This is a genomic window from Pseudomonas capeferrum, assembly GCF_013523055.1.
Classification (GTDB): Bacteria; Pseudomonadota; Gammaproteobacteria; order Pseudomonadales; family Pseudomonadaceae; genus Aquipseudomonas; species Aquipseudomonas capeferrum_A.
This window is the reverse complement of the sequence record NZ_JAAMQM010000016.1, coordinates 20391-32665: the sequence shown is the minus strand read 5'-3', so window position 1 is coordinate 32665 and position 12275 is coordinate 20391. Positions and strand designations below refer to the sequence as shown.

Here is a 12275-nt window from a genome sequence, read left to right as displayed (position 1 = left end):
TGGACCGGGTCTGCTGCCTGGACCGAGTCAGCCAGGTCACAGCGCCCAGTTACCCAGGTCGGCGTCCAGGTCCTCGCCCCCGGCCATCCCGTCGGCGCCAAGCGAGAAGACATCGACCCGACCATGTTCGCCCGGCATGCGGTACTGATACGGTGTGCCCCACGGATCTTCAGGCAAGCGTCGGATGTAGCCGTCGCTACGCCAGGCACGTGGTACCGGCTCTTGCTGCGGCCGCTTGACCAGTGCGGCAAGCCCCTGTTCGTTGCTCGGGAAGCGCAGGTTGTCCAGCCGGTACATGTCCAGCGCCTGCTCCAGCGTCGCCAGGTCGGCCATGACCTTCTGCCGCATGGCCTTGTCCTGGTTGCCCAGCACGCTGGGCGCCACCACGGCGATGAGCAGGCCGATGATGAAGATCACCACCATGATTTCCATCAGGGTGAAACCAGCCTGGTGCGCGCGTCGTCTTTGCATGTCGTTCTCCTTGTCACAGTTGCAGACCCTGGTTCAGTTGCATGATCGGCAGCAGTACCGCCAGCACGATAAACAGCACGACGCCGCCCATCACCAGGATCATCAGGGGTTCGAAAAGCGCCATGGCGGTGTCGACCTGACGGGCGAAGCCCCGCTCCTGGTCATCGGCCACCCGTTCGAGCATGTCCGCCAGGGTGCCGCTGGCCTCGCCACTGCCGACCATGTTCACCAGCAGCGGCGGGAACTGGCCGCTGGCGTCCAGGGCGCGGTGCAGGCTGGTGCCGCCCTGCACCTGCCGCCCGACCTGCTCAAGGGCCAGGCGCACGCGGCGGTTGTTGACCGTGGCGGTGGCCACTTGCAAGGCTTCGAGCAGGGCCACGCCACTGCCGACGAGGATCGCCAAGCTGCGGGCCAGGCGCGCGCTTTCCAGCACCTGCAGCAGCGTCCCGATACGCGGCAGGCGTAGCAGCCACTGGTCGCGGCGCAGGCACCACTGCGGCTTGCGCAGCAGCCAGCTGGCGCCCAGCGCCAGCAGCAGGCCCAGGCCGAGCAGCCAGGGACCAGCCATGACCAGCCCCTGACTGAGGCCGATCAGTAGGGATGTCAGCAACGGCAGGCTCTGCCCGGAGTGCGCGAATTGCTCGGTAAGCTTGGGCACCACGAAGGTCATCAAGCCGACCACCACGGCCAGCGACACGCCCATCAGCACGCTGGGATAGATCAATGCCGTGCGCGCCTTGTGCTGTTGCCGCTGGACCTGTTCCAAGTGATCGGCAAGCCGCTCCAGCACCTGGGCCAGGCGCCCGGAACGCTCGCCGGCCTCGACCAGCGCGCAGTAAAGACCGGTGAACGGCGCCCCTTGGCGTGCGAGGCTGCGCGCCAGACCCAAGCCTTCGGCCAGTGAACCGCGCAACGACACCAGCAAGCCGTGCAAGGCAGGTTGGCGCAACTGCCGCTCCAACGTGGCGAGCGCATCGACCAAGGCGATACCGGCTCCGACCAGCGTCGATAGCTGACGGGTCAACTCGCACAGCTGGGCGCGAGTCAGGCGCTGCCGACGAGACTTCGCCCGCCCGGCCTCATGACGCTGCAACTGGCGAGCGAACAGGCCCTGCTCGCGCAGCAACTGCCGGGCATGCCGTTCGCTGTCGGCCTGGACGCTGGCCTTGTGCGACTTGCCGGCGAGGTCCACGGCCTGGTAACGATAGGTCGGCATGGCTCAGCCCTGCACCGCGCGGAGCACTTCGGCAAGGCTGGTCTCGCCTCGGGCCAGGCAATCTCTGGCCATGGCCAGCAGGCTCTGGCGTCGTTCGGCCAGGTAGGCCTGCATCGCCACTTCGCTGGCACCGTCGTAGAGCAAGGCGATGAGGCCGGCATCCAGCTCGACGAACTCGTACAACCCCAGGCGCCCGATGTAGCCACTGCCTTGACACGACTCGCAGCCCACCGCGTGATAGCTCTGGGCCAGGGACGCCAGCTCGGGCCACAATTGCCGTTCCGCGGGCTGCAAGGGTTGCGGCGCGGCGCAGCTGCACAGGCGCCGAACCAGGCGCTGGGCCAGCACGCCACGCAGGCACGAAGCGATCAGGAAGGGCTCGACGCCCATGTCGCGCAAGCGCGTCACCGCGCCCACGGCGCTGTTGGTGTGCAGGGTCGAGAGCACCAGGTGACCGGTCAGGCTGGCCTGGACGGCGATCTGCGCCGTTTCGCGGTCACGGATTTCGCCGAGCATGATCACGTCCGGGTCCTGGCGCAGGATCGCGCGCAGGCCGCTGGCGAAGGTCAGGCCGGCGCGCGGGTTGATTGCCGTCTGGCCGATGCCGGTGATGGCGTACTCCACCGGATCCTCGACGGTGAGGATGTTGCGGCTGCCATCGTTGAGGCTGTTGAGGCTGGCGTAGAGGGTGGTGGTCTTGCCCGAACCGGTCGGCCCGGTGCTGAGGACGATGCCGTTGGGGCGTCCGAGACAGGCGCGCAGTCCGAGCAGCACGGCGTCGGGCATGCCGAGATTGTCCAGCGCCAACAGGCTGGCCTGTTTGTCCAGCACGCGCATCACCACCCGTTCGCCGTGAATGCCTGGCAGCGTCGAGACGCGCACGTCCACCTCGCGTCCAGCGGCACGCAGGGTGATGCGTCCATCCTGGGGCTGGCGTTTCTCGGCGATGTCCAGACGCGCCATCACCTTGATCCGTGACACCAGCATGGCCGATAGCGCCCGCGGCGGACGCAGGACCTCGCGCAGGTGGCCATCGACTCGCAGACGCACGACCAGGCTCTGCTCGAAGGTCTCGATATGGATATCCGACGCGCGCAGACGCAGCGCCTGGCCGAACAGGCCGTTGATCAGCCGGATCACCGGCGCCTCGTCGTCGCTTTCGAGCAGGTCTTCGATGCGCGGCAGTTCGCTCATCAGGCTGTCGAGGTCGACATGCTCGCCAATGCCTTCGATCAATGCGGCGGTCGCGGCCTCGCCGGCCTGGTACAGCTGGCCGAGCCGTTCATCGAAGGCCTTGTCGTCCAGCCGATGCAGCACCGCCGGCTGGCCATGAACGCGCAACAGCTCCTGTAATTGATCACTGTCGGCATCACGGCGCAGCCACAGCTGCCAGCCCTCGGCGCCAGGCGACATGGCCAGACCGGCCTGACGCGCCATGCGATAGGGCAGCATCACCAGTCGCCACCGTCCAGCCGCGCCCGACTGGCAGGAAAGGCCTGCAGCAACGCGGCTTCATCGGCCTGCCCAGGCAGCTTGAGAGCGGTGGTGGTCTGCAGGTGTCGGTACTTTTCCTGGCTCAGGCTTGCCAGGCTCTGGCCATCACGCAGGATGCGAGGGCGGATGAAGACCATCAGGTTCTGCTTCACGCCGCGGTTGGCATCGGAGCGGAACAGCCGGCCCAGCACAGGGATGTCGCCCAGCAAAGGCACTCTCTGGTTGCTGGTGCTGTGTTCATCGCTGATCAGGCCGCCCAGGATCACCAGGCCATTGTCTTCGACCATGACCTTGGTCTTGATCTCGCGCTTGTTGGTGATCACGTCGCTGGCGCTCGCGCTGTCGGCGATCGACGACACTTCCTGGACGATATCCAGGCGCACGCTGTTATCGATGTTGACCTGAGGCTTGATGCGCAGCTTGACCCCGACTTCCTTGCGCTCGATGGTCTGGTAGGGGTTGGCGTTGTTCTGGGTCACCGAGCCTGTGACGAAGGGCACTTCCTGGCCCACCAGGATCGACGCCTCGGCGTTGTCCAGGGTCAGCAGGGTGGGCGTGGAGAGCAGGTTGAAACCGGTCTTGCCCTTGAGCGCGTTGACCAGCATGGCGAAATTGAAGCCCCCGCCGAAATGGCCGATGCCCGCGGTGGCCCCGGCGGTCGCCGAGAGCAGATCGCCCAGCGCCGAGCTGTCGCCGCTGGCGGCTGCCCCGGCGACAGTGGCGATGTTCACCCCGTTGCTGCCGAAGTTGACGATGCCGGCGCCCAGGTTCTCGTCGGCGAACAACCATTGCACGCCCAGCTCTTCGGCGCGGGTGTCCGAGACTTCGGCGATGATCGCTTCGACCACCACCTGTGCGCGACGGATGTCCAGCTGTTCGACGATGCTGCGGTAAGCCGCCAGTTCGCTGTCGGGGCCGACCATGACGATGGCGTTGGTGCCTTCTTCGTACTCCAGGCGGATACCCGAATCACTGGCGGTGATCACCGGCTTGTCCTTGCCTTCGCCCTCGCCTTCGCCTTCGGTGGCGGGCACCGCGCCCTCTTGGCTGAGACCGCGCAAGACCTTGACCACTTCCCCTGCATTGGCATGGCGCAGGTACATCACCTGGGTATTGGTGTTGTGCAGGTTGTCGCTCGGCCGGTCGAGCTGGGCCAGCAACGCGCGCACACGTTCCCGACTGTCGGCACTGCCCCGTACTAACAACGCATTGCTGCGCGGGTCGGCGACCACCTGGGCGCTGTCGCCCCCTTGCTCGCGCTCCAGCAAACGGGTAATCAGCTGACTGGTGTCGGCGGCGCTCGCATGACTCAGCGGCATGACCTGCAAGGGTTCGTCGCTGACCTGATCGAGCTGGCGCAGCAGGCTGTCGATACGTTCCAGATTGCTGCGCCAATCGGTCACCACCAGCAGGTTCGCGGCCGGGTATGGGGTGATGACACCGACACGCGGATCGATCAGCGGCTTGAGAATGCCGAGCATCTGCTCACTGGCGGCGTTGCGCACGTTGAACACACGCGTGGCGACGCCATCACTGCCTTCGCCGCGCTGGCCGGCGGTCTCGACAGGCACGGGTTCCAGGCGCGCCGCCTGGTCGGGGACGATCTTCACGCTGCCGTTGGGCAGGTCTACCGCCGCGTAACCCTGGGCCCGCAGTTGGGCGAGGAAGATGTCATAGATGGCTTGCGCGTCATGCAGGTCCACCGTGCGTACGGTGACCTTGCCCTTGACCCGTGGGTCGACGATGAAGGTGGTACCCGTGATGCGCGACACGCTGTCGATGAACTCGCCCAGGTCGGTGTCGACGAAATTGACCTCGTAGACCGGCGTGCCGCCCTCGTCCAGCACCTGTGGCTCTTCGGCCCAGGCCAGTGAAGCGGACAGGCTCAGCAGGCCGACCAGGCAGTATCTTGCGATCATCATTCATCCTTGCCGCTTGAAGCCGGTCACGGCGGGCCGTGGCGGCCAGGGCAGACGTTCGCGCCGCCCCTGGTTATCGAAGATCAGGCCTTGGCCATCGATCTCCTGAAGTACGATCCCTGGCGCCAGTCGCTGGCCAAGGCCGAGCGTGCGCACCTGCTGCCCATAGCGCAGCACCACCACGGTGGCGCTCAAGGGCTCGGCCTTGAGGCCGCCGAGGTAGTGCAACGGCAAGCGTGTCAGGGGGATGGCGCCCTCGTCGGCCGCAGGCTGCCAGTGGCCGATCATCAATCCCGGCAGGGGCGTCTCGGTAACCCTGACGGCATTCGCCGGGCGCGGCTCGTTGGCCAGTTGCAGGACACATTGCGCGGCGAGCCAGGCTGCCAGGGTCAATCCGAGACCGCGCAGAAGGCGAGGCCCCAGGCTCAAGAGGTCACCTGCCGCGGATGCCAGCCAGGATGCCCTTGCACGTATCGCACCTGCGGCAGTTGCAATGGCGCAAGCTGCCAGTCCTCCGGCTGCCTGCGCAGCCAGGCCTCGACGTGTTGCCATAGGGGCTCGCCGGCCGTGGGGTCGAAGTGCAGGCCGAAGGTCCGGCATAGCCCTTCGGTGGACTGCAGGCCGGCGATACGCTTGCCCATGGGGCTGTAGCTGACCTCCCAGGCCTGGTCGAACCAGCGCGGCAGGTCCTGGCTGTTGTCCAGCAGCAGCGGATCGCCGAACAGTTGCTCGGCGGCATTTTCCAGTACTTGCGCGACCTGCCGGGCAGGGGCTTCCACCACGGGTGCCGAGTAACCGCCCGTCAGGCTGATCAGGTGTTCACGGGTGATCGACTCACCACCCTGCAACGGAAAGTCATAGCGCAGGCCCGGCATCAGGATCGGCATGCTGCTGCCATCGGCCAAGGCCTGGTGCAACAACTGATCCCAGCTCCCCCCTCGGGTGTCGCGTCGCCACAGGGCTCGCGGCGCGCGCGCCAGAGGCTGGTCCAGCCAGGCCGCATGGCCCGTGCGCTGTTGCTGGAGCACCGTACGCAACTGGCTGGCGCGGGCCTGGCCCGATGGCGGCAGCGAGTGTTCGAATGCCGGGTGGAAGCGCGCCTCGAAACGCCACTGCCCCGCCACGTGCTGGCACCGCAGCTGGAACGCGCCGCTACCGCGGCACCCGGCGAAGAGCACGGGCACGCGCCGACCGCTGGCTTGGGTGACGTTCACCGGCGTCGGCCAGAAATCCTGGCCGCGAGCACAGAGGAGCACATCGACTTCAGGCAGCCGCTCGGCCAGCCACAAGCCCGGGCCGGTACCCACGTCGGCCAGGGCGACCACCAGGTCGGCCTCGCGCCGCGCCTGCTCGAAGCTCGGCAGCAGCGATTGATACCAGTGTTTGAGCGAGGCTTTCTGGTCCTGGGCGTAAGGGTCCGTGACGCCGACCACGGCGATCCGCCGACCGGCCTTGTGAAATATCCGCAGGGCTTCGATGTCCAGGCTTTGGGCCTGGTCCCTGGCAAGGCCCGCGCCCAGGGTGACCGCCGCCGACTGATGATAGAGGCCAGCGCAGCGACGCGGCCAGAGTACGCGTTCGTCACTACTGACTCGAACCTCGCTGCCCAGCATCCGGCTGCCTTGCACGCCACTCTCGCCCTGGGTCAGGTAGGCCAGCCCGCTGCCGTTCCAGCCTTGGCCGTTCTCCAGGGTCAGGCAGTTGCCCTCGCCGCTTTCGCGCCGCAGTTGCTCAAGCACGGTGGCCAGCACTGCGTAGCCGCCCAACCGGGCGTTGTCGGCCAGGCTGGCGTCGAGCAGAGGCGCCAATGCTTCCTGTCCGGCACGCGCGCTGCTGCCGGTCATCCACGGTGCCCGCCCCAGGTGGGTCACCGGACCGAGACGAGTAGCGGGGACCACGGCCTGCCCTGGCATCCGCGCATCGAGCGTGTCGGCCACATACAGCAGATCGAGCGCCGTGCCGCCGTCACCGCCGGACGTGGGCCAGGCGGAACAGGCGCCCAGCAAGGGGGCCATGGCACCGACGCCCATCCAACCGATCAGTTCGCGTCTGCGCATGCCCCGCCATCCTTAACCCGTATTGACTGTGGGCCCGGATATTGCGGAGGTTAGATGACAGTTTAATGGCAGTTATTCGACAGCCATTCCAGAAAATTCCTTCAACTCGTCGCTTAATAGCTGCAGGTTTTAAGCATCCTTTAATAAAACTGCCAATGAATCATCATACTTGCGCACTAAAGTCCCGGTTTCTTCCACTTCGCACTCCCAAAAGAAGGACATACCCTGATGAGTCGAGATACCGGTGACAACCTTGACCGGAACCTCAGCGGCAACTTGCCGATGGCCAGCGTCATGGACGCCTACCTGAGCCGTCGCAGCGTCGTACGTGGCAGCCTGGGCGCGGCGATCGCCATGATTGCCGGTACCGGCCTGACCGGCTGCTTCGATGGGGATGGTGGTTCGGACGACGATCCCGTCGTCGAACCGCCAGTGACGCCGGATCCGGAACCGGAAGTACCGAAACTCAAGCTGGGCTTCGACTCGATCCCAGGTTCGCGCACCGACGCCTGTGTCGTCGCCGCTGGCTACAGCGCGTATGTCCTGGCGCCTTGGGGCACGCCGATCAACAGCAACGGCAGTGTCTGGAAGTCCGACGGCAGCAACACGTCCACCGACCAGGCCAACGCCATGGGCATGCACCACGACGGCATGCATTTCTTCCCCATCAACGGCAGTTCCGAGGATGGCCTGCTGGCGATCAACTTCGAATACATCGATGCCGACGCCCTGCATCCGGCCGGTCCGACCCTTGATGCCAGCGGCAAGCGTCCGGTCGAAGAAGTGCGCAAGGAAATCAACGCGCACGGTGCCGGTGTCATTCGCCTGAGCAAGGTCAACGGTCGCTGGCAGGTGGTCGACAACGACCCGCTCAACCGCCGCTTCACCACCGCCTCGCTGATGGACATCACCGGTCCGCTGCGCGGCACCGATCACGTCAAGACCCAGTTCTCGCCGACCGGCACCCAGGCTCGCGGCACCAACAACAACTGCGGTAATGGCTATACCCCGTGGGGCACCTACCTGACCTGCGAAGAGAACTGGCCTGGCATCTTCGTCAACAAGGCCACCCGCCCTGAAGACCAGCGCCGCATCGGCGTGGGCACCAGCGCCGGCAACTACGGGTGGGAAACCGCGGCGGGCGACCCGAGCGAGGTGGACGGTGAGTTCAGCCGCTTCGACGTGACCCCGACCGGCGCCAGCGCGACGGACGACTACCGCAACGAAGCCAGCACCTACGGCTATATCGTCGAGATCGACCCTTACGACAGCAGCACCCTGGCCACCAAGCGCACGGCCCTGGGACGCTTCCGCCACGAAGGCTGCTGCCCCGGCCTGCCGGTCGCGGGCAAGCCCGTGGTCTGGTACATGGGCGACGACTCGAACAACGAGTACCTGTACAAGTTCGTCTCCGACGCGCTGTGGGACCCTGCCGATGCCACTCCGGCCAACCGCCTGGCCACCGGCTCCAAGTACATGGATCAGGGCAAGCTGTATGTCGCGCGCTTCAATGCCGATGGCACGGGTGTCTGGCTGCTGCTGGACGTCGGTACGCCGACCTCGGCGGGCGGCACCCTGGGTGCCTTGTACGGTGATCTGGCGGGGATCATCCTCAATACCCGAGGCGCTGGCGATGCTGTCGGCGCCACGCCGATGGACCGCCCGGAGTGGACCACCGTCAACCCCCTCAACGGCGATATCTACCTGACCCTGACCAACAACAGCGCGCGTACCCCGGAGAAGGTCGATGCGGCCAACCCGCGAGGCCCGAACCGGCATGGCCACATCATCCGCTGGCACGACAGCGACGACCAACTGAGTTTCACCTGGGACATCTTCGTATTCGGCGCCAACGCCGCCGGTACCGCCGAGATCAACCGCTCCGGCCTGACCGAGCTCAACCAGTTCGCCAGCCCCGACGGTATGAGCTTCGATAGCCGCGGCGTGCTGTGGTTCGAGACCGACAACGGCGAGACCACCCTTACCGACTACACCAACGACCAGCTGCTGGCAGTAATCCCCACCGACCTGGTGGACGCCACAGGCAAGCAAGTGCCGATCAATGCGCAAAACCAGGTGGACCTGCGCCGCTTCTTCGTCGGGCCCAATGGCTGCGAGGTAACCGGGATTGCCTTCAGTCCGGACAACAAGTCGATGTTCGTCAACATCCAGCACCCGGAAAATTGGCCGTATACCGACAAGGCCACCGATGTGACGCCGGCGGGGGCTACGGTACGGCCGCGGGCTTCGACGGTGGTGATCCAGCGTGATGATGGGGGGGAAATCGGGACAGTCTGATCCAAGGCCGGTCAGCCTTCCTTGCGCTGACTGTACCGGCCTCTTCGCGGGTTTACCCGCGAAGAGGCCGGTGAGTTTCACCAGAGCATCGGCTCCCGGCTCTTGACCCGCACCTGCTGCGCCGGCACCCGCGCATGCCACTGCACCACACCCAGCGCCTCCACCTGAAACTCGCTGTGCATCGTCCTCCCCTGTTCCTCGAACGACAGCTGCAACAGAAAATGCCCGCTGTTGAGCAACAACCCTTCGCTCAACCGTTCGAACGTTTCGTCATCCACTGCGCCCAGCGCCTGACGCAACGCCCCGGCATCTTCATACCCCGACGCCGGCCGGCCACTGACAATTCGGCTCAGCAGCGCGCGCGAATAGCGTCCTTCATAAAGCGCCTCGAGCAACGGCAGATGCTCGAGCCCCAGGGCATTGGCATTCAGGCGCCAGCCCGTGGTCTGCGGCAAGGCGCACAGCATCGGGGAGCGGCGTTGCCGAGCGGCATCCGGCTCGAGCAGCAGGTTCAGCTCACTGGTTTCAAGCATCGGCTGGTTGGCCGCCAGGCGCGGCGGTTGCTGGCGCAGGTACTGGGCACTTTCGGCGCCCTGCAGGCGCGCATCGCTGTCACTGTCGAGCCAGTCGGCCAAGGCATCGACCAGGCGTTCAGCGGCCATGTCGTCGCCCAGCAAGTAGCGCAGCTGACGCTCGGCACGCTCGGCGTCCGCGCCAAGCAACGCGTTGACGTTGAAACAGGTGTGCTGGTCGCGTACCCGCAACTGGGCGACGCCGTCGCCGAAATCGTAATCCAGCGATTGGCCACGCAAGGCCTGCCAGAACAGCGGGCTGGCTCGCCAGGCAGGGTCGCGCAGCGCCTGTTCGGCATAGGCCAGGCCCGCCTGCTCCATGGCTCGTACCTGCACCCGCTGTTGCAGCAGGCGTACGCCATCGACCTGTTGCCTGGCACCCTCCACCAGCCAGGTCAGCCCCCCCGCCAGCATCGCCAGCACGACCAGAACCATCAGCAGCGCGACACCGCGTTGTTGCTTGCCTCCCATGCCCGCACTCCCCTTCTTCTATGAAGGCGCCAGTCAACACGGGAGTTGTTTCAGGCAGATGGCAAACGTGCGGCGAGTCACGTGGCCGTCATATAGGACAGGCAGGATGACGCCTTCCTTTTCATGATCCTGGAGTTGATTCATGGGTGGCATCGGTATCTGGCAACTGGTAATCGTGCTGTTGATCGTGTTCCTGCTGTTCGGCACCAAGCGCCTCAAAGGCTTGGGCAGCGACGTCGGCGAGGCGATCCAGGGTTTTCGCAAGTCCATGGGTGGCGCCGATGATGCCGACACCCCGAGCGCACAGGTGCAACAGCCTCCGCTGAGCGCTCAGGTCGTGCAGCAGCAACACGCGGACCGCCAGGCCTGATGTTCGAGATCGGCTTCACCGAACTCGTCCTGGTGGGCATCGTCGCCCTGCTGGTGCTCGGTCCCGAGCGCCTGCCGGTGGCCGCGCGTACCGTCGGCCGTGGTCTGGGGCAGGCGAAACGTGCGATGCATGCCCTGCGTGCCCAGGTGGAGCGGGAGATCGACCTGCCTACGCTGGACAGCGCACCGCTGCAACGTCTCGAGCAGGATATTCGCCAAGGCATTCGTCTGCAGGCCCCGCCGGCCAATGATGCGACGCCTGTCGCACCCGCCAGGGAGCATGCCTCATGAGCGCTGCCGTGCAAGACGGCCGGATGCCGTTGACCGATCACCTGCGCGACCTGCGCCGACGCCTGGTGCGCTGCCTGCTGGCCATCGGCCTGGTATTCGCCGGGCTATTTCCCTTTGCCCAGCAGCTCTACCATCTGGTCTCCGAACCCTTGCGGCGCTACCTGCCAGAAGGGGCCAGCATGATCGCCACCAGCGTGACCTCGCCGTTCCTGGCGCCATTCAAGCTGACCATGATGTGCGCGCTGTTCATGGCAATGCCGGTGCTGCTGCATCAGGCATGGGGCTTCATCGCACCCGGCATGTATCGCCAGGAGCGGCGCATTGCCTTGCCCTTGCTGCTGTCGAGCATCGTGCTGTTCTATGCCGGCATGGCATTCGCGTTTTTCCTGGTCTTCCCGATGATGTTCGGTTTCTTCGCCAGCGTGACCCCGGACGGGGTGGCGATGATGACCGACATCAGCCTGTACCTGGACTTCATCATGGCGCTGTTCCTGGCGTTCGGATTGGCGTTCGAGATCCCGGTTGCCACCTTCATCATCGTCTGGGCGGGACTTACCGACGTGGCTACGCTGCGGCGCAGCCGGCCTTATGTCGTGGTCGGGTGCTTCGTGGTGGGGATGATCCTGACGCCGCCGGATGTGTTTTCGCAGACGTTGCTGGCGGTGCCGATGTGGCTGCTGTTCGAGGTGGGGTTGGTGGCGTGCGGGAGTTTGCGAAGGTTTGACTTGGCGCGATGAGTGCCAGCCAAGTACAGCTATGCGCTTGGAAGTTCCTCGCCTGACTTTCCCATTTCACCCATGCACACGAACACGCCTGAACAAATAGCTTGGTTGATGACTGCGGTGAAGCGATCCTCGAGATATACGGCAGCAACAGACTTCATGGATCGCCGAAAGACACCTGTGGGGCAATGCCAGTTAGTCAACGTTCGGTTTTCGAATTTTCAGAGAGGCTGATGGCTTATCGCTGGACACGCCCGCTCGCCACCGGACGCATATTTCGCTACACCGCATACCAGTGGCGAGCGGGCGTGTCCAGCGATAAGCCATCAGCTTCTCTGAAGATTCCAGAAGCCGAAGGCCAAGCATCAGCATTTGATCGAAGGTTACTCCTTTAT

Annotated in this window: 11 protein-coding genes; 4 read left to right on the top strand and 7 right to left on the bottom strand. The window is 65.3% G+C overall.

Going from position 1 to position 12275, the window contains the following annotated elements; all coding sequences use genetic code 11:
* Nucleotides 1–36: 36 nt before the first annotated feature.
* From gspG to G7009_RS18315, 6 genes are read right to left on the bottom strand one after another with little or no spacing between them, the layout of a single operon-like run.
* Complete coding sequence (gspG, locus tag G7009_RS18340; RefSeq protein WP_181131391.1) at nt 37–471, bottom strand: type II secretion system major pseudopilin GspG; 435 nt, start codon at nt 469–471, stop codon at nt 37–39.
* A gap of 13 nt (nt 472–484) precedes the next feature.
* A complete protein-coding gene (gene gspF / locus G7009_RS18335) occupies nt 485–1687 on the bottom strand; it encodes a type II secretion system inner membrane protein GspF (protein ID WP_181131390.1) in 1203 nt (400 codons plus the stop codon).
* A 3-nt stretch (nt 1688–1690) separates the two neighbouring features.
* A complete protein-coding gene (locus G7009_RS18330) occupies nt 1691–3139 on the bottom strand; it encodes a GspE/PulE family protein (protein WP_181131633.1) in 1449 nt (482 codons plus the stop codon).
* Complete coding sequence (gene gspD, locus G7009_RS18325) at nt 3139–5082, bottom strand: type II secretion system secretin GspD (protein WP_375139564.1); 1944 nt, start codon at nt 5080–5082, stop codon at nt 3139–3141. The genes G7009_RS18330 and gspD overlap by 1 nt, the downstream gene beginning before the upstream one ends.
* A 21-nt stretch (nt 5083–5103) precedes the next feature.
* Complete coding sequence (locus G7009_RS18320; protein WP_181131388.1) at nt 5104–5529, bottom strand: pilus assembly protein PilZ; 426 nt, start codon at nt 5527–5529, stop codon at nt 5104–5106.
* The gene (locus G7009_RS18315; RefSeq protein ID WP_181131387.1) at nt 5526–7157 is read right to left on the bottom strand and encodes a lipoprotein UxpA; all 1632 of its coding nucleotides are present in this window, start codon (nt 7155–7157) and stop codon (nt 5526–5528) included. Before G7009_RS18315 ends, G7009_RS18320 begins: the two co-directional genes overlap by 4 nt.
* A 228-nt stretch (nt 7158–7385) precedes the next feature.
* Between G7009_RS18315 and G7009_RS18310 the strand changes: the two genes are divergently transcribed.
* Entirely contained in the window at nt 7386–9455 is a 2070-nt protein-coding gene (locus G7009_RS18310; RefSeq protein ID WP_181131386.1) for a PhoX family protein, read from the top strand.
* A 77-nt stretch (nt 9456–9532) separates the two neighbouring features.
* Here G7009_RS18310 and gspK read toward each other — a convergent pair whose 3' ends face one another.
* Nucleotides 9533–10498 carry a type II secretion system minor pseudopilin GspK gene (gene gspK, locus G7009_RS18305; RefSeq protein ID WP_181131385.1) on the bottom strand — a complete coding sequence of 322 codons (966 nt, stop codon included), beginning with the start codon at nt 10496–10498 and terminating at the stop codon, nt 9533–9535.
* Between the two features lie 142 nt (nt 10499–10640).
* Here gspK and tatA point away from each other — a divergent pair, with 142 nt between their 5' ends.
* From tatA to tatC, 3 genes are read left to right on the top strand one after another with little or no spacing between them, the layout of a single operon-like run.
* A complete protein-coding gene (tatA, locus tag G7009_RS18300) occupies nt 10641–10868 on the top strand; it encodes a twin-arginine translocase TatA/TatE family subunit (protein WP_181131384.1) in 228 nt (75 codons plus the stop codon).
* Nucleotides 10868–11158 carry a Sec-independent protein translocase protein TatB gene (gene tatB, locus G7009_RS18295; protein WP_181131383.1) on the top strand — a complete coding sequence of 97 codons (291 nt, stop codon included), beginning with the start codon at nt 10868–10870 and terminating at the stop codon, nt 11156–11158. The genes tatA and tatB overlap by 1 nt, the downstream gene beginning before the upstream one ends.
* Nucleotides 11155–11895, top strand: a complete 741-nt coding sequence (gene tatC / locus G7009_RS18290) for a twin-arginine translocase subunit TatC (protein WP_181131382.1) — start codon at nt 11155–11157, stop codon at nt 11893–11895. Before tatB ends, tatC begins: the two co-directional genes overlap by 4 nt.
* The last annotated feature ends 380 nt before the right edge of the window (nt 11896–12275 follow it).